Origin of the sequence: Aeromonas sp. S11(2024) (assembly GCF_041402345.1) — a bacterium.
GTDB classification, from domain to species: domain Bacteria; phylum Pseudomonadota; class Gammaproteobacteria; order Enterobacterales; family Aeromonadaceae; genus Aeromonas; species Aeromonas veronii.
Genome location: NZ_JBGLRC010000021.1, coordinates 45,421 through 62,459 on the forward strand (window position 1 = coordinate 45,421; position 17,039 = coordinate 62,459).

Sequence of the window (17,039 nt, forward strand, 5' to 3'; positions counted from 1 at the left end):
CGTGCGTACAAAACCCCTATAAGAACATGGTTCAACAATGAGAATGCTCACACCCTTGCTGCTGGGTCTGCTGGTGCTGGTCACCGGCTGCCAGAAGCAACCCGAGGCCTCCAAAACCGGACTCATCTATTGTGCTGAGGGATCCCCCCTCTCCTTCAATCCCCATGTTTCCAACTCCGGGGTGACACTGGATGCCAGTGCCCGTCCGCTCTACGACCGCCTGCTGGAGGTGAACCCCAATACCCTGGCGCTGGAGCCGGCGCTCGCCACCAACTGGCATGTCAGCGAGGATGGCCTCACCTATACCCTGACCCTGCGCAAGGGGGTGACGTTTCACCATACCCCCTGGTTCAAGCCCACCCGCACTTTCAATGCCGATGACGTGGTCTTCACCTATGCCCGCCAGCTTGACGAGCAGCACCCCTATCACAATGTGTCCGGCGGCGATTACCCCTACTTCTACAGCCTGGGGCAAGATCTGCTGATCAAGCGGGTGAGCAAGAAGGGGCCGCAGACGGTAGTGTTCGAGCTGAACCAGCCGAACGCCTCCTTCCTCGCCACTCTGGCCAGCGACTATGCGGTGATCCTCTCCGCCGAATACGCCGAGCAGATGTTGCAGGCGGGCACCCCAGCCCTGCTCGATAGCCGCCCTATCGGCACCGGACCGTTCAGCTTCAAGGAGTATCGCCACAACGAGTTCATTCGCTATCTGCGCCATCCCGGCTACTGGGGCGGTGATGCCAAGATTGAACAGCTGGTCTACGACATTACCCCCAAATCCGCCAAACGGCTGGCCAAGCTGCTGACCGGCGAGTGCGACGTAATGAGCACCCCTTCCGCCAGTCAGCTCTCGGTGATCAAGCAAAATCCGGCGCTCAGTCTCTCGGTCCAGTCGGGGATGAACGTCGCCTTTTTGGCCCTCAATACCCGCAAGCCGCCGTTCAACAACGTCAAGGTGCGTCAGGCCATTGCCAGCGCCATCAATATCGACAACCTGTTGCAGGCGGTCTATTTCGATACTGGTCTGCCCGCCAACAGCCTGCTGCCGACCCTCTCATGGGGGTACAACCCCAGCCTGCCCGAGCGCAAACCCGACCTGAAACGGGCGCGCCAGCTGCTCAAGGAGGCGGGGCTGGAAAAAGGGTTCGAGATGCAGGTGCTGGTGCAACCGGACGCCCGCCCCTACAACCCGGATGCGGTCAAGACCGCCCAGCTGATCCGCAGCGATCTGGCAAAGGTCGGGATCAAGCTCAAGATCGTGCAACGGGAGTGGCCGGTGATCGAAGGCCGCCTCACCAAGGGGCAGTACGACAGCCTGCTCTCCGGCTGGATTGCCGACAACGCTGACCCGGACAACTTCTTCCGCCAGCTGCTGAGCTGCTCGGCAGTGGAACGCGGCAACAACTACAGCCGCTGGTGTAGCCCGGCCTTCGATCAGTTGCTGGATGATGCGGTCACCACGCCCCAGCTCTCGTTCCGGCTGCGCAACTACTACTATGCCCAGACCCTGCTTAACGAACAGCTGCCGCTGATCCCGCTGGCGCACGCCTTGCGTACCCAGGTCAGCCGCAGCGACATCGAGGGGCTGACGCTGATGCCCTTTGGCGGCACCTCCTTCAACCAGGCTCACAGGGAGTAAGCATGCTTCTATACACCTTGCGCCGCATCAACCTGCTGCTTATCACTCTGCTGGCGCTGACCTTTGTCGCCTACCTGCTGGACTATCGGCTGATCGGCCATCAGCTCAGCTTCTGGAGCGGCTATCCCGACTTCCTGCGCCGCATTTTCGCAGGCGACCTGGGGCTCTCCAGCGTCTCCGGGCTGCCGGTGCTGGACGAGATCCGCCACTACTTCCCGGCGACCCTGATCCTCTGTCTGGCGGCGTTCGCCATCTCACTGCTGGTGGGGATCCCTCTCGGAACCCTGGCGGCCCTGTCCCAGGGCAAGACGCTGGATCTCTCCATCATGACTGCCGGTCTTATCGGCTATGCGGTGCCGGTGTTCTGGCTGGCGCTGCTGGTGGTGATGCTCTTTTCGCTGGATCTCGGCTGGTTGCCAGCCTCCGGGCAGATCAGCCTGCTCTACGACGTCCCCCCCATCACGGACATTGCGGTGATCGATGTGCTACTCAGCAACGAACCCTGGCGGCAAGCGGCACTGCACGATGCCCTGCGCCACCTGATCCTTCCGTCACTGGTGCTGGCGGTGGTGCCCACTACCGAGGTGATCCGCCATGTGCGCAGTTCCCTCATCGACGTAATGAAGCAGAACTACATCAAGGCGGCGGCGAGCCGGGGCCTTTCCAAGGCGCAGATCGTCTGGCGCCATGGTCTGAAGAACGCCCTGCCGCCGGTACTGCCGCTGCTGGGTCTGCAACTGGGTAGCGTGCTCACCTCCGCCATGATCACCGAGGTGGTATTCGAGTGGCACGGGATCGGCCGCTGGCTCATCAGCAGCATCGCCCTGCAGGATTACGCCGCCATTCGCGGCGCGACCCTGGTGGTGGCCAGTTTCGTGATCCTGACCAGCGTCAGCACCGAGTTGCTGACCACCCTTATCTATCCGGCACGGCGCAAAGAGTTGTATGCCAAACAAGATTGAACGCGCTCATGGCGTGACCAGGAGCCAGGTATCCTATGCAAGATAAATCGAACATCTATCCCGAGCTCAAGATCCTCTCGCCCCTTGAGCAGACGTGGGCCTCCTACAGCCGCAATCCGCTGGCGATGGCAGGGCTATGGTGCTTTTTGCTGTTGCTGCTCATCACGCTGGTGGGGCCGCTGGTCGTCCCCTACGGCATCGATGAACAGCACACCGACAAGCTGCTGCTGGCCCCCTCCTGGGCGGCGACCGGCAACATCGACTACTTCCTCGGCACCGACGATCTGGGGCGCGACATGCTCTCCCGGCTGGTGGTGGGGGCACGTCTCACTTTCGGCTATGCGCTGGTCGTGGTGGTGATCGCCATGGTGGTGGGCTCCGCCATCGGTATCCTCGGCGGCATGAGCAAGGGACTTAAATCGAGCGTGCTGCACCACCTGCTCGATACCCTGCTCTCCATCCCCTCCCTGCTGATGGCCATCATCATGGTTGCCATCATGGGGCCGGGTTTTGGCAATACCCTGATAGCCATTACCTTGGCGTTGATCCCGCCCTTTATCCGGGCCACCTACAACGCAGTACATGCCGAGATGCAGAAGGAGTACATCACCGCCAGCCGCCTCGATGGCTCGCCTCCCTTCCGGATCATGCGGCTGGCTATTTTGCCCAACATTGTCGAGACCCTGGTGGCCCAGACCACCCGCACCTTGTCGGCGGCCATTCTCGATATCTCGGCAGTCGGTTTTCTTGGCCTCGGCGCCCAATCTCCCCAACCGGAGTGGGGCACCATGCTGGCCGATTCGAGCGACCTTATCTATCTCGCCCCATGGACCGTCACCCTGCCCGGCATCGCCATCCTGTTCAGCGTGCTGGTGACCAATTTAGTTGGTGAAGGCATTCGTGAAGCACTCAAAGAGGGGAATGACTGATGCCGCTGCTCGATATTCGCAATCTCACCATCGAGATCGACACCCCGCAAGGCAAGGTCAAGGCGGTGGACAAGGTGAGCCTGACCCTGACCGAGGGGGAGATCCGCGGTCTGGTGGGTGAATCCGGCTCCGGTAAAAGTCTGATCGCCAAGGTGATCGTCGGTATCGAGAAGGACAACTGGACGGTTCGTGCCGACCGGATGCGCTTCAACGACATGGATCTGCTGACCATGGCCCCCAAGGAGCGCCGTCGCATCATGGGTCGCGAGATCGCCATGATCTTCCAGGACCCCATCAGCTGTCTCGACCCCTCCGAGGAGATCGGCACCCAGCTGGAAGAGGCGATCCCGACCGATTCGTTCGAGGGACAATTCTGGCAGCGCTTCCAGTGGCGCAAGAAGAAGGCCATCGCCCTGCTGCACCGGGTAGGCGTCAAGGATCACCGCAAGGTGATGCGCGCCTATCCCCACGAGCTGTCGGATGGCATGTGCCAGAAGGTGATGATCGCCATGGCGATAGCCAACCAGCCGCGTCTGCTGGTAGCCGACGAGCCCACCAGCGCCATGGAGTCCACCACCCACTCCCAGATCCTGCGACTGCTGGACAAGATGAACAAGCTGGGCAATACCACCATCCTGATCATCAGTAACGATATCGCCGCCATCGCCAACCTGACCGACACCATCAACGTGATGTACTGCGGCCAGATGGTGGAAGTGGGCACCCGGGAGCAGATCCTCGAGACCCCGCATCACCCCTATACCGATGCCCTGCTCAAATCGATCCCCGACTTTGACAAGCTGGTGCGCCACAAGTCGCGCCTCGAAACCCTGCCCGGCGTCATCCCGCCGCTGCAACACCTGCCCATCGGTTGCCGTCTGGGGCCGCGCTGCCCCTACGCCCAGAAGCAGTGCGTGCAGACCCCCCTGATGAACAAGATCAAGGGCCATCAGTTCAGCTGTCACTTCCCGCTGAACATGGAGGAGCCAAAAAAATGATGACCGTTAATGCCCCCATGAAGGAGCCCCGCTTGTGATCGAGCCATCCCTGTTGCAGGTCAGAGGCCTTAGCAAAACCTACCAGAACCGCACCGGTCTGTTCCGTCGTCAGGCGGTGGAGGCGATCAAGCCCCTCTCGTTCGATCTCGAAGTGGGTCAGACCCTCGCCATCGTCGGCGAAGCTGGCTCCGGCAAGAGCACCCTCGCCCGCATTCTGGCTGGCATGATCGAACCCACCAGCGGCGACATCGCCATCGACGGCCAGCTGATGGTGCACGGCGATTACCAGACTCGCTGCAAACTGCTGCGGATGATTTTTCAGGATCCCAACACCTCGCTGAACCGCAAGATCCGGGTCGGCCAGATCCTGGAAACCCCGCTGCGTCTCAACACCGAGATGACCGAGGAGGAGCGCCGCGAGAAGGTGGTGCAGACCCTGCGTATGGTGGGGATGCTGCCGGATCACGCCCTCTTCTATCCGCAGATGCTCTCCTCCGGTCAGCAGCAGCGGGTGGCGCTGGCGCGGGCACTGATCCTCAACCCCAAGATCGTGGTGGCCGATGAGGCGCTCTCCACCCTGGATATCTCGGTGCGCTCCCAGATCATCAACCTGCTGCTGGAGATGCAGGAGACCATGGGGCTCAGCTATGTGCTGGTCGCCAACGATCTGGGCATCGTCAGCCATATCAGTGACGAGGTGCTGGTAATGCACGAAGGGCGGGTGGTGGAGCGCGGCAAGACTCTCAAGGTGTTTGCCGATCCCCAGCATGAGGTGACTCGCCGTCTCATCCAGAACTACAACAACGAATACCGCAAATAGAGAGGCGCTGGCCACCTCCCTCACAGCTGTGTTTCGCCGAGCTCACACGGCGGGATCAAAAAAGCCCACTGCATGCAGTGGGCTTTCTGTTACCGGCGTTGCTGCTTAGGCTTGCAGCAGCAGACGGTTGATACGGGAGACGAAGCTCGCCGGATCGTTCAGCCCGCCCTGCTCGGCCAGCTGGGCCTGTTCGTGCAGCAGGGTGACCCACTCACCGAACAGTGCCTCGTCTTCAATGGTGTCGAGTTTCTTCACCAGCGCATGGTCAGGGTTGAGCTCCAGAATGTACTTCTGCTCCGGTACCGGCTGGCCGGCCGCGCGCATCAGCTTGATCATCTGGGTGCTCATGCCATAAGCGTCAGTGACGATGCAGGAGGGGGAGTCGGTCAGACGGTGAGTGACACGCACCTCTTTCACTGCATCACCCAGGCTCTTCTTGACCCGCTCAACCAGACCGGCGTTGGCCTTCTCGGCCTCTTCCTGCGCCTGCTTGGAAGCTTCGTCTTCCAGATCGCCGAGATCCAGTTCGCCACGGGTGACGGAGATAAGCTGCTTGCCGTCGAACTCGGTCAGGTGGCTCATCAGCCACTCGTCCACGCGCTCCCACATCAGCAGCACTTCGACACCCTTCTTGCGGAAGATCTCGAGGTGCGGGCTGTTCTTGGCAGCGGCATAGGAGTCAGCAGTGATGTAGTAGATCTTCTGCTGGCCTTCCTTCATGCGGCCAACGTAATCCTCAAGAGAGACAGTTTGGGCTTCGCCCTCGCCAGCGGTGCTGGCAAAGCGCAGGAGCTTGGCGATCTCTTCGCGGTTGGCGTAATCCTCGGCAGGGCCCTCTTTGAGCACGTTACCGAACTCTTTCCAGAATTTGGCGTACTTCTCGGCATCGTCTTTCGCCAGCTTGGAGAGCATGGTCAGCACGCGCTTGGAGCAAGCCTTGCGCAGGGAGGCGGTCACCTTGTTGTCCTGCAGGATTTCACGGCTAACGTTGAGCGGCAGATCGTTGGAGTCCAGCACCCCTTTGACGAAGCGCAGGTAGGTCGGCATAAACTGCTCGGCGTCATCCATGATGAAGACGCGCTGCACGTAGAGCTTCAGACCGTGCTTCTGCTCGCGGTTGTAGAGGTCGAACGGTGCGCGGGCCGGTACGTAGAGCAGGCTGGTGTACTCCTGCGCCCCTTCCACCCGGTTGTGACCCCACAGCAGCGGATCTTCAAAGTCGTGGGCAACGTGCTTGTAGAACTCCTGATACTCCTCGTCCTTGATATCTTTCGGGTTGCGGGTCCACAGTGCCGTGGCGCGGTTGACCTGCTCCCACTCGCCCGGGGTGCCGACGATGGTCTCGCCATCCTCTTCCCGATCCGGGGTGCCCTCTTTGAACATCTCGACCGGTACGCTGATGTGATCGGAATATTTGCCCACCACGGAGCGCAGACGCCAGTCATCGAGGAACTCGTCCTCTTCGGCACGCAGGTGCAGGATGACATCGGTACCGCGACCCTCTTTGGTCACATCAGCGACGGTGAAGGAGCCTTCCCCTTCCGATTCCCACTGTACGCCCTGCTCCGGAGCAGTACCGGCGGCACGGGAGACCACGGTCACCTTGTCGGCCACGATAAAGGCGGAGTAGAAACCGACCCCGAACTGACCGATCAGCTGAGAATCCTTGCCCTGATCGCCGGAGAGGTTTTTGAAGAATTCTGCGGTGCCGGACTTGGCGATGGTCCCCAGGTGCTCAATCACCTGATCACGGGTCATACCGATCCCGTTATCGGAGATGGTCAGGGTACGCTTCTCTTTGTCCACCACCAGACGCACACGCAACTGGCCGTCGTTTTCGAACAAAGAGGCATCGGAAAGCGCCTTGAAGCGCAGCTTGTCCGCCGCATCGGAGGCGTTGGAGATCAGCTCGCGCAGGAATACTTCTTTGTTGGAGTAGAGGCTGTGAGCCATCAGGCTCAGCAGTTGTTTGACTTCAGTCTGAAAGCCGTGGGTTTCGGCATGAACACTTTGGGTCATGGACCAATCCTCAGAAACATCAGGTTGAACATATGCCCAACCTAAATGGGGACGGCCAATCAAATATCAAGGGGCGAGTGTGCAATCCCGCTCACTCGCCCCTTCAAACCCGCTCAAACGGCTATTTATTGCCCAGCGCTACCGCTATTAATGCGGGGCAACTGGCTGGCACCTTGCTATTTCAAGCGCTGGCGCCCCATCAGGGAGTGGGAGAGCGTAGTGCCATCCACCAGCTCCAGCTCGCCCCCCACCGGCACGCCGTGGGCGATGCGGCTCACCTCTACCCCGGCGGTGTGGGCCATGTCGGCGATATACCAGGCGGTGGCATCCCCCTCGATGGTGGGATTGGTAGCGAGGATCAGCTCACTGATGTACTCTTCCTTTAGACGGCGCTCGAGAATATCGAGCCCCAGCTCCTCCGGGCCTATGCCGTCCAGCGGCGACAGATGGCCCATCAGCACAAAGTAACGACCGGAAAACTGACCGGTCTGCTCGATGGCCGCCACGTCCGCCGGGCTCTCCACCACGCAGAGCAGGCCATTCTCTTCCCGCTTGGGATTGGCGCAGATATCGCAGCGGTCGTTCTCGGTAAAGGTGCGGCAGTGGCTGCAGTGACCAATCTCGGTCAGGGCGCGAGAGAGCAGCTGGGCCAACCGCAAGCCGCCGCTGCGCTCACGCTCGAGCAGGGTAAAGGCCATCCGCTGGGCAGACTTGGGCCCCACCCCCGGCAATACCTGCAGGGCTTTCATCATCTCATCGAGCAGGGGACTGAACTTCATAACACTCCTTACACGGGCCTGCCCCTCGCCACCACCAGGGCCACGACGGGTCAGCAAAACAGGATAACGCCATTGGCGCAGGACTATACCCGAGCCCGCCGCCCATCGCCATCGGCTTGCCCACAGTGCTCGCAAAAACGCGGATAGCAAAAAGCCCTGATGGAAACATCAGGGCTTTTCAATCTGGCAGTGCATGTGGTGTGAGCGTTAAATTCGCAGCAGCAAATCACCGACTATTCTGCATTGCCATTTTTTAAGACGAGCCGCGACACAGGACAAACCAAGCGGGGCTTTTCGCTCCGCACTGCTGGCACCTACATCAGGATGGCGCTTAAAAACAAAAAACCGACCATCAGGTCGGTTTTTGCAATTTGGCGGTGAGGGAGGGATTCGAACCCTCGATACGTTGCCGTATACACACTTTCCAGGCGTGCTCCTTCAGCCACTCGGACACCTCACCAAATTTTTGCTCACTGCTTTATGTGCTTGAGCTGCACATTCACTGGCGGACCATGCCGCGGCGACGGGGCGTAATGTAAGGGATACGATGGCTTTTGGTCAATGCAATTTTTTACTTTTTGCGTTCGTTTGCTCAATATCCGAACCAAGTGACCAAAAATATGCCGTTTCGTATCCCTTTCAATCAATTTACTGCCGCTTCGTGCAAATGTTCACCTTTGAGCGCCTCTTCCAGCGAGCCGTAAAATTCCAGCTTGCCGGGCTGCGGCCGTACCTTGGCGCGTGCCAGGGTCTTGAGCGGTTGGAACTGCAACTCGGCCACCCGCAACTCGACACCGGCTTTAGCCATCTGCTTGCCAAAGTGGAGGAAGGCAGACAGGCCGCCCGCATCGAGGATGGAAACCGCCTCCATCTGCAACACCAGCACCTTGTGCCCTTTCACTTGTGATTCCAGCTCGGCAAAGACCCGTTCGGCCGCTGCGAAGAAGAGCGGGCCGTTGATCTTGTAGAGCAGGCCATTGTTCGGCACCTCATGGGCATAGCGCTTGTGCTCGGCCAAATCGTGCAGTTTGGTCATCTTGGCGATTTCGCGCATAAAGAGCAGGGATGCCAGGATCACCCCGAAAGTAATGGCGATGACCATGTCGAAAATGACGGTGAGCGACAGGCAGACCAGCAGCACCAGCACATCGGATTTGGGGGCGCGACGGATCAGCTCCACCACCTTGTGCGCTTCACTCATGTTCCAGGCCACGATGAGCAGCAAGGCAGCCATGGCCGAGAGCGGCAACCAGGAGAGCCAGGGGGCCAGCACCAGAATGGCGGCCAGCACCACCAGCGCATGGACGATCCCCGAGATGGGGGACGTAGCGCCGGCACGCACGTTGGCGGCAGAGCGGGCGATGGCAGCGGTAGCGGTAATGCCGCCAAAGAAGGGGGCGAAGATGTTGCCAAGCCCCTGCCCCACCAGCTCGGCGTTGGAGCTGTGTTTGCGACCGGTCATCCCATCGAGCACCACGGCGCAGAGCAGCGATTCGATCGCCCCCAGCATCGCCATGGAGAAGGCGGCAGGCAGCAGCCGCTCAACAGCCGCCAGGTTCCATTCAACTGGCAAGCCATCCGGTCCGGGCAAGGCCCAGGGCATCACCAGGGTCGGCGCGATGGGCGGGATCCCCATCCCCTGGGTGCCATCAGCCAGGGTATAGCTGAACTTGCTGCCGATGGTGGCCACATCCACCCCAAAGTAATGGAGGCCAAAACCCAGACCTACTCCGACCAGCACCGCAGGCAGGTGGCCGGGCACAGGCAGACGCAGGCGTGGCCAGAGCAGCAGCACGGCCAGTGTTGCGACCCCCACCAGGGTATCGCCCCACTGCAAGCTTGGCAGGGCGGCGGCCAGCGCTTCGACCTTGCCCAGATAGGTTTCCGGCATCTCGGGCACGCTTAGGCCAAAGAAGTCCTTGATCTGCAAGGTGGCGATCACGATGGCGATACCACCGGTAAAGCCCAGCGTCACTGACGGGGGAATGTACTCGATAAGGCGGCCAAGACGGGCCATCCCCATCGCCACCAGAAAGAGGCCTGAGATAAGCGTCGCCATCAACAGACCGCCAACCCCGAACTGCTGGGCGACCGGGTAGAGGATCACTACAAAGGCAGCGGTCGGGCCGGAGATGGAGTAACGGGAACCACCGGTCACGGCGATCACGATACCGGCAATGATGGCGGTATAGAGACCGTGTTGCGGCGGTACACCGCTGGCGATGGCCAGTGCCATGGCGAGCGGGATGGCGATGATGCCCACCGTCACACCGGCGATAAGATCACGGCCGAAGCGGGCCATGCTGTAGGGTTCATCAATACAGGACTGGCGTAAGGCTATGGCGAGCTTCACGCTATTTAAAGAGGCTTGCTTGTGCATGTATATCGTAATACCAGAAGAGGGAGATAAAGGCCGGAGAGATCCGGCGCCCGATCATCATCAAGGGCCGGCAGGGCTGTCGACGCGGCGATGGTATCCTGCGTAACCTTACTCCAGACCGGCCATTTTTTCGATGGGCAGGATCAATGAAACGCGCGCTCACCCATTATTTGGCCTATTTGCCGCCAAATCGCCGATCTTTGCTCCTGCTCTCCCCCTTTTTGCCACAAAGATTACCATTTGAGCCTCATCTGGTTGCCAGCACGTTCGCGACATCATGCTGTCATCATCAGGTTGATGCGAACCGAACCAATGCCCCCTGCGCCGGTTGGGGGGAACGACGGCAAGGGACTGATTGTGCTGAAAATAAACCGCAAAGCGCAACTTTTGGGCAAACAGTCCGAAAATCCGGTTTTCGGGAAATTCGCGGGTTGACACCCGCCGCCCTGGTCATTAATATTCGCCCCGTCTTAACGAGACAGGCAATTCCTCCTTAGTTCAGTCGGTAGAACGGCGGACTGTTAATCCGTATGTCACTGGTTCAAGTCCAGTAGGAGGAGCCACTTTTCCCTCGTAGTTCAGTCGGTAGAACGGCGGACTGTTAATCCGTATGTCACAGGTTCAAGTCCTGTCGAGGGAGCCAAATTCTAAAGCCCAGCCTTTTGGCTGGGCTTTTTCGTATCCATCTCTCCATTGTTTCAAGCTGAGCCAGCTACCCCTCACCGCTTGCTCTGCCACATTCCCCTCGCAGTGAACGATCCACTCTCCCTGTTTTCTCTCAACTCAAATTCGACTAACGACGGCTCCGGTCCCTATCCGGTCAACTCAGCGGGTGAATGGGTCACGATCTAGACCGAGCCAGAAGTCATCCCTTCCCCTGACGTAAATACCTCCAGAAACCCCCTCCGGTCACAGCTTCCGGTCTTTCTGCTGAGAGACCATGGGGATGGTCAGACCGGAGCAGGCGACTCTGGCGTACAGATAACGCGGATTGAAAGATGGAGACGCTCAGGAGGGACAAGGGAAGAGGAATGGTTAGCGGTAAGGCCGGAGCAGCCTCTGGGGCATATCCGGTCGCTTGGGCTGTAGCTGAGTTTGCCAGGAGTTGTGCAAAGTCGCGTCGATGCCGACGAGGTGACGGGTCGTCACGTCGACGCGACCGTCGGCAACTTTCACAAGAAATATTTACCGCACCTCTTGTCTTTGATGCTTGGCTTGTAAGCCTCAAAGGCATGGAGCTAATGTAGGCCCAGCCTTGCGAGTAATAGAGCGTCTCGCGTGAGCGATCCAGTTTGACGAAATCTGCAATCGCTGTTTTGATACTCCGAAACTTGTGATTATTCCTTTATATTATCTAATATTAGTTCAAACCTAGGAAACAAGTTATGTCGTCAACAGATCAAAAAATGCCAACATTAGGTTATTTCAGTAAAATAATTAGCGATTGTTTGGGGTTGTGGAGTAGTGAGAAAAAGGATATTAGCTTTACTGTATCAGCTACTGAGAAAGCGAGGCGTAAGGCCTTAGCCGATGCATTTAATGCAATAAAGCGTAGCAATGGAAAATATGGTTCTCATAGTGATCTAATCGCACAGACAACTAAGATCTACCCAAAACCACAGCAAAAAATCCTAAAAAACAAAACCATTCAAGACTATTTAAATTATTTATCAAAAGAAGACTTTTCTTCATATCATGAATTTTTGGAATTTAAAGAGTACATCGATATTGTTATCTCAGACAGACACGAGAAAAAAGCCCTTTCGATGTTCGCCACAAATATATATGCCTCGTCAGCTATGTATTATAAAGAGTTTGTCAGAGAGCATGCTATAAGTTCAGAAATGCCACTTAATTCATACGTACATTTTATTAAATACATATTAATTGATTTGATAGCATCATTGGCCAGGACCTCTTTTAAATCCACAGAATCATTGAGCTACGGATTTATTGATTATAAATCATGCCAATGGCCGCTCAGAACCTTTGTTGATTCAATGATCGGCTTGTGTAATGTATCCCTACAAAAGCTACATCAATTTCATGAGGTTAGACTAAACAATGCTGTTTTATCTGATGAAGAAATTTGGAATTCTGATTTAAAAGCAAATAGTATCAATACAAAATCGAAGCAAGTCATCGATCGTCTGAGTAAAAACAATAGAATTAAATGGAATGGTTTTTTTTCAACTATAAAACCACTCGTATCCTTACTTCCAGAAGATATAGATGAGGACTCTTTTATCGTCACAGCATATTCGGCATATGTAATTCATAACCTAATGTGCCATCTTCGCGAACTAAATTTCGAAGAACCAACTAATAACTCATCATTGCAAGAGTGGCATTACCCAGGAATAGCTGGTGAAAATAATTTTATTCCTCTAAGTGAGCAGATTGACTTATTACTCAATATGGATGTACAACCCAATACAATCGTCGTTAACAATACAATATATAGCTATCATGAGTTAATTAGATGGATGCGTCGATTAAACACGTCGCTTATTGGAGAACTACCGTTCCCAAGCTTGCTAGAATTTTCATATAGCAAACACTTAATGGCATTTCCGTTCGATATCATGCTCCATCAACAGGTGAAAGTACCTGTATGGCTATCCGAGTGGAACTTCGCTAAACATGCGGTGGCATCCAATAATGGTGATTATGCGTTGCAACACTATAAAAAATCACTCAATGCGGCCAAATATGTCGCAGGTTCATTATTTATTTTTCTGTATGTTGATATATGTGCATTTTGCAAACGAGCCTATCAGGAGTTTAAGCGTGAAAATAAGGAGTATTTATTTGATAGGTTCTATGAATCATTGGGTGGTGACGCAGCAAAATATGCAACTCTGTTAGGTTATACTTCTGGTTCTGCTCGTGATCCAGAAACCTTGATGCCACGGTTAAGGGCCCCAGTAAAAGACACATTACTGAGACAAAAGATAGACTCAATGGTGTGACTACAGATGTAGTTTTAATATGTAGCAGCGTTGTTGAATAAAATAGTTTTCATTGACTTGGTGTTATTTAGTCCAAACTGTAAGCTTGAAAGGTAAATTTTATTGTCTCAGTTCTGGTGGAGATTAGCGAAATCGGCTGATTTTAATAACCGGATTGCACAGGCATGCTTTTCTTCAACAACGCCTGATGAGTATCATAAGGACACACTGCGTATAGACCTACTTTCTCAGAACCACGCTTCAACCCAGGCCATCGAAATAGGGTGAGCTCGGTTGTCAAAAAACAGCAATAAAGTTGCGACGGTGCCGACGAAGCGTCGGATCGCCACGCCGACGTGACCGGTACCACCATCGGCATGCTCAGAATGGAGCTGATCAATCTGGCGTGGAGATAACGCAGGTTAAACGATTAAGACGCTCAACAAGAGCAAGGAAGGAGGAATGGTTAGTGGAAAAGACCGGAGCAGCTCTGCGGCATATCCAGTCTTTGATATTTTGGCTGGGCTTAGCTGTCGTTATTGTCCGAGGTTAGCGGAATATAATAAACATTCTCTATTACTAAATGACATCATATTGCTGAACTAGTCACTCCCGGATACAACCCAATAAAATAGCTTCCGCAACAACAAAAGCATAAATAAAACTAGAAATGCTTTGACACACCCCATAAATACTCCGCTCCGGAGAATCGCTGGGAATAAAAATAAAATCGCTATAGCAAAACTCAACCTTTCATACATATCCAATTTTCTTTCTTCACTTTCCATATTATCTCTCCCACACCAACCAATTGTTAACATCAAGTGACTTTGAGGCTGTGTGTTTTAACATCCACATAAAATTATCTGCATTTTCAAAATCACCAGTAATACAACCCGAGGTAAACTGGTGACAATTATCTAAAATCACATTATAATCTCGACTTACACCTATGTGATTTCGTGCCCTTTCTGCATATTTTTTATTGCCTACGGGACTACTGTCACGGCAAGAAACATAAATACTTATTGCACTATTAAACCCTCCGAGTCGGTCTAAAAAAACAGAAGAGCTAACAACTTCAATTTGTCCACCTCCATCCAGATGAGCTATTTTATCACGACCAAGATAGATACCGCTATGGTCTCCGGCTCCAAATAATAACTCGCAATAGACTACACTTCCAATTTTCGGACGCACTCTTTCCTTAACAACATTATCAACAAATGATTTCCCGAGGTTATTCAAAAGGAAATTAAAGCCAAACGTCAGCATTTCTAATGCTCCTAAAACTCAAACCTTGGCATTATACACGAGGCTCCAAAAGACTACCAATAAAAAATCACTAAGAAAAATTAGTCACGCAAATAGTTCTGGGAACGTTAGATTATTTATTCGTTGAAAGCTAGGAGAGTCGCAACAATATTAATGAGGTGGTGCCTTTTGTCGTGTCAGCTTTCGGGGGGCATCAAAACCCACGCTCCGCGCTAACTTATTTCTCAAACATATATTAAAACCATGTTCATCCCGAACATCAGGCCCTGAGCTAACCGCTCAGGGCCTTTTTCATATCCACTATTCAAAGGACAGGGCATGTTTATTCACCAAATTCTGAGCAAGCAATACGCAGCAGTCAGCATCAAGCCAATGAGAGACGGCAGTATCGATTTCACGGTCAAGGGCAGCACCAAGGGAGCAATTAAGGGGGCTATCACCGGAGCGGGTATCGGTGCCCGAGGCGGTATCCCAGGAGCCGTCGCAGGCTCCATCATTGGCGGCACTATCGGCTACATCACCGGCCCAGCAGACTAAGGGAAACAGCCATGGATGAGTTTATTCAAGAAGGGAAATACGCATCCCACGAAACGCTCAATGGGTATGCCTACAGCTGGCAGACGCTGAGCTTGCTGATGCAGGAGGTCATTACAAACGGTATGTATGTTCCTGAGTTCCTGCCAGATGAAAATCAGCCTGTGCTTCTGGTCGTGGTCAAAGAGGCGACCGTGCTCAAGGCCAAGTCCCTGCACAGCGAAGCGCCTGAAGTCTTGATCTCGATAGCATCCCACACTGGTGAATCAGTCAGGGATGACGACAACGGTTACTACGCTGACTACTGGCGGTTAGCTGCGGGAACTATCAAGCTGATCGACTGTGCCGAAGATGCCGTGTTCTGGCTGCCTCTCCCTGCAGCCGAAACATGGGAACCCTATCGCTTCTCTGGCTATGGCTCACCGTTTGATGCCTTGTCTGCGCCACTCCCTGTATTCCAGCATCTGGCCTTTGCTCTCAAGCCAGATCAAACCTCGCCAGATTTGGGCACCACTATCTACTTGAAATCCACTATCTAACGATCTCGAAGGACCCTAAGCATGAATACCAAAACCGATAAGCAAGCAGCCAAACAGCAAGTAAATACGACTGCCACAGCCAAGTTTGATGGCATACAAGCATCACCAGCCAAGGTGGTCTTGGTCAGTGGCGTAGCCACCCTGCTCTCACCAGGCTCAACTACCACCGTGGGCTATGAGATTGGCCATGAACCCGAACAGTCTGAACTGTTGATCCGTCTGACAGGGAGCAGTGGTGGTGGCCTCTGTTCCAAGGAGTGGTTCGGTCTGGCGCAAGTCGTAGATCTGCTAAACGAGCAACAGCCGGATAAGGCATTTACCTCTGGTCTGTTCAAGGTGATCTGGAACTTCAAGAGCAGCAGCAATAACGCAGGGTTCTTGGCTGCTGTACTGCGCCATCTGGAGTTGACCAAGGCCGCACCTGAAGTACGGTTCGGCCATCTGATCACAGGCAAGCATACCGAGTGGTTTGATAGCCTCAAGGCCAAACTCCCAGCAGAGACCAACGCAGCCCAGTAACCCGTTCAAGCCTCCTACCCTCCCCCACCCCTTTTACTCAATCTCAACGAGAACCAAGATATGAAACCGACCCTCGTTATCACGGGCTTGCCTGTGAAGATAAGTCACGACCTGAAAACGCTACTGGAGCAGGCCATCAGCTCAGCGTTCGAGGATTTCCCTGATGAGATCCCGGATGGCACAACACCAGCAGCCCTGACCCTCAACTATCGAGATCCAGACTACAGCGCAACCACTGGAGGTTATCACCCTGTCGAGATCCGTCTTGAACGCTGGGATGACGACTGGCATCTGCGCTATGTCACTGACTTTGCCTATGTGGGCCAAGGCGGGTGCACGGAGTTGGCCAAGGAGTTGGACTTCGATTTCAGCATGGGTGAGTACACCCACTCGTTGATGGGGAAAATGTCGCTGGCAGAGGTGCATGAGTGGTTTGAGCTCTGGCAGCTTAACTTTTGCTGCTATGCCCAGATGGATGTATTCACCCTGACGGTGACACCTGACTGATCCAGTTCAGGCAATAAACTCAAAAAGTCGCGTCGGTGGCGACGAAGCGTCGGGGACCGTTTAGGTCAATTCGTCAGCTCGTCGCCACCGACGGCAAATCTCTACGCTTGGCGAATTTCCCCGCCCAGAAGACCGGATATCGACCGGAAGTTGGCCAAGCCCTGTTCCACCTCTGGCCTGAGACCAAC

The 17,039-nt window shown here is 55.0% G+C and carries 14 protein-coding genes and 3 tRNA genes; 12 read left to right on the plus strand and 5 right to left on the minus strand.

Annotated features, from left to right (window positions below):
- Positions 1 to 43: 43 nt before the first annotated feature.
- Genes sapA through ACB040_RS15675 form a run of 5 tightly spaced genes read left to right on the plus strand, consistent with a single transcriptional unit; the run spans position 44 to position 5,348 of the window.
- Positions 44 to 1,639: an ABC transporter substrate-binding protein SapA gene (sapA, locus tag ACB040_RS15655; RefSeq protein ID WP_041202111.1), complete on the plus strand. Its 1,596-nt coding sequence runs from the start codon at positions 44 to 46 to the stop codon at positions 1,637 to 1,639.
- 2 nt (positions 1,640 to 1,641) lie between these two features.
- Positions 1,642 to 2,601, plus strand: a complete 960-nt coding sequence (locus ACB040_RS15660) for an ABC transporter permease (RefSeq protein WP_371155473.1) — start codon at positions 1,642 to 1,644, stop codon at positions 2,599 to 2,601.
- Positions 2,602 to 2,636: 35 nt separating this feature from the next.
- Complete coding sequence (locus ACB040_RS15665; RefSeq protein ID WP_005333677.1) at positions 2,637 to 3,530, plus strand: ABC transporter permease subunit; 894 nt, start codon at positions 2,637 to 2,639, stop codon at positions 3,528 to 3,530.
- The gene (locus ACB040_RS15670; RefSeq protein WP_005333679.1) at positions 3,530 to 4,528 is read left to right on the plus strand and encodes an oligopeptide/dipeptide ABC transporter ATP-binding protein; all 999 of its coding nucleotides are present in this window, start codon (positions 3,530 to 3,532) and stop codon (positions 4,526 to 4,528) included. Before ACB040_RS15665 ends, ACB040_RS15670 begins: the two co-directional genes overlap by 1 nt.
- 34 nt (positions 4,529 to 4,562) lie before the next feature.
- The gene (locus ACB040_RS15675) at positions 4,563 to 5,348 is read left to right on the plus strand and encodes an ATP-binding cassette domain-containing protein (RefSeq protein ID WP_005333681.1); all 786 of its coding nucleotides are present in this window, start codon (positions 4,563 to 4,565) and stop codon (positions 5,346 to 5,348) included.
- A 105-nt stretch (positions 5,349 to 5,453) separates the two neighbouring features.
- Here ACB040_RS15675 and htpG read toward each other — a convergent pair whose 3' ends face one another.
- The 4 genes from htpG to dauA form a co-directional block, all read right to left on the minus strand.
- Complete coding sequence (gene htpG / locus ACB040_RS15680; RefSeq protein WP_058058711.1) at positions 5,454 to 7,367, minus strand: molecular chaperone HtpG; 1,914 nt, start codon at positions 7,365 to 7,367, stop codon at positions 5,454 to 5,456.
- A 176-nt stretch (positions 7,368 to 7,543) separates the two neighbouring features.
- Positions 7,544 to 8,146, minus strand: a complete 603-nt coding sequence (gene recR / locus ACB040_RS15685) for a recombination mediator RecR (RefSeq protein WP_338771212.1) — start codon at positions 8,144 to 8,146, stop codon at positions 7,544 to 7,546.
- 372 nt (positions 8,147 to 8,518) lie between these two features.
- Positions 8,519 to 8,606, minus strand: a tRNA-Ser gene (locus tag ACB040_RS15690).
- A 183-nt stretch (positions 8,607 to 8,789) separates the two neighbouring features.
- Positions 8,790 to 10,526 carry a C4-dicarboxylic acid transporter DauA gene (dauA, locus tag ACB040_RS15695; protein ID WP_368215923.1) on the minus strand — a complete coding sequence of 579 codons (1,737 nt, stop codon included), beginning with the start codon at positions 10,524 to 10,526 and terminating at the stop codon, positions 8,790 to 8,792.
- A 487-nt stretch (positions 10,527 to 11,013) separates the two neighbouring features.
- On the opposite strand from dauA, the gene ACB040_RS15700 reads away from it, so the two are divergent.
- The 3 genes from ACB040_RS15700 to ACB040_RS15710 all read left to right on the plus strand — a co-directional run bounded on the left by ACB040_RS15700 (position 11,014) and on the right by ACB040_RS15710 (position 13,498).
- Positions 11,014 to 11,089: transfer RNA gene (locus ACB040_RS15700), tRNA-Asn, on the plus strand.
- A gap of 4 nt (positions 11,090 to 11,093) precedes the next feature.
- Positions 11,094 to 11,169: transfer RNA gene (locus ACB040_RS15705), tRNA-Asn, on the plus strand.
- A 742-nt stretch (positions 11,170 to 11,911) separates the two neighbouring features.
- Complete coding sequence (locus ACB040_RS15710) at positions 11,912 to 13,498, plus strand: hypothetical protein (protein ID WP_338771218.1); 1,587 nt, start codon at positions 11,912 to 11,914, stop codon at positions 13,496 to 13,498.
- 768 nt (positions 13,499 to 14,266) lie between these two features.
- On the opposite strand, the gene ACB040_RS15715 is transcribed toward ACB040_RS15710, so the two are convergent.
- A complete protein-coding gene (locus ACB040_RS15715) occupies positions 14,267 to 14,752 on the minus strand; it encodes a lecithin retinol acyltransferase family protein (RefSeq protein ID WP_139428063.1) in 486 nt (161 codons plus the stop codon).
- Positions 14,753 to 15,070: 318 nt separating this feature from the next.
- Here ACB040_RS15715 and ACB040_RS15720 point away from each other — a divergent pair, with 318 nt between their 5' ends.
- Genes ACB040_RS15720 through ACB040_RS15735 form a run of 4 tightly spaced genes read left to right on the plus strand, consistent with a single transcriptional unit; the run spans position 15,071 to position 16,851 of the window.
- Positions 15,071 to 15,289, plus strand: coding sequence for a hypothetical protein (locus ACB040_RS15720; protein ID WP_139428062.1), 219 nt, complete (start codon positions 15,071 to 15,073; stop codon positions 15,287 to 15,289).
- A gap of 11 nt (positions 15,290 to 15,300) precedes the next feature.
- Positions 15,301 to 15,825: a hypothetical protein gene (locus ACB040_RS15725; RefSeq protein ID WP_338771226.1), complete on the plus strand. Its 525-nt coding sequence runs from the start codon at positions 15,301 to 15,303 to the stop codon at positions 15,823 to 15,825.
- Between the two features lie 21 nt (positions 15,826 to 15,846).
- The gene (locus tag ACB040_RS15730; RefSeq protein WP_338771228.1) at positions 15,847 to 16,344 is read left to right on the plus strand and encodes a hypothetical protein; all 498 of its coding nucleotides are present in this window, start codon (positions 15,847 to 15,849) and stop codon (positions 16,342 to 16,344) included.
- 60 nt (positions 16,345 to 16,404) lie between these two features.
- Entirely contained in the window at positions 16,405 to 16,851 is a 447-nt protein-coding gene (locus ACB040_RS15735; RefSeq protein WP_338771230.1) for a DUF2787 domain-containing protein, read from the plus strand.
- Positions 16,852 to 17,039: the final 188 nt, after the last annotated feature.

Bases quoted from the DNA above. Each gene is read 5' to 3' on its own strand.
- sapA (WP_041202111.1), top strand. From the start codon at position 44: ATGCTCACACCCTTGCTGCTGGGTCTGCTGGTGCTGGTCACCGGCTGC.
- ACB040_RS15660 (WP_371155473.1), top strand. From the start codon at position 1,642: ATGCTTCTATACACCTTGCGCCGCATCAACCTGCTGCTTATCACTCTG.
- ACB040_RS15665 (WP_005333677.1), top strand. From the start codon at position 2,637: ATGCAAGATAAATCGAACATCTATCCCGAGCTCAAGATCCTCTCGCCC.
- ACB040_RS15670 (WP_005333679.1), top strand. From the start codon at position 3,530: ATGCCGCTGCTCGATATTCGCAATCTCACCATCGAGATCGACACCCCG.
- htpG (WP_058058711.1), bottom strand. From the start codon at position 7,367: ATGACCCAAAGTGTTCATGCCGAAACCCACGGCTTTCAGACTGAAGTC.
- recR (WP_338771212.1), bottom strand. From the start codon at position 8,146: ATGAAGTTCAGTCCCCTGCTCGATGAGATGATGAAAGCCCTGCAGGTA.
- dauA (WP_368215923.1), bottom strand. From the start codon at position 10,526: ATGCACAAGCAAGCCTCTTTAAATAGCGTGAAGCTCGCCATAGCCTTA.
- ACB040_RS15710 (WP_338771218.1), top strand. From the start codon at position 11,912: ATGTCGTCAACAGATCAAAAAATGCCAACATTAGGTTATTTCAGTAAA.
- ACB040_RS15715 (WP_139428063.1), bottom strand. From the start codon at position 14,752: ATGCTGACGTTTGGCTTTAATTTCCTTTTGAATAACCTCGGGAAATCA.
- ACB040_RS15720 (WP_139428062.1), top strand. From the start codon at position 15,071: ATGTTTATTCACCAAATTCTGAGCAAGCAATACGCAGCAGTCAGCATC.
- ACB040_RS15725 (WP_338771226.1), top strand. From the start codon at position 15,301: ATGGATGAGTTTATTCAAGAAGGGAAATACGCATCCCACGAAACGCTC.
- ACB040_RS15730 (WP_338771228.1), top strand. From the start codon at position 15,847: ATGAATACCAAAACCGATAAGCAAGCAGCCAAACAGCAAGTAAATACG.
- ACB040_RS15735 (WP_338771230.1), top strand. From the start codon at position 16,405: ATGAAACCGACCCTCGTTATCACGGGCTTGCCTGTGAAGATAAGTCAC.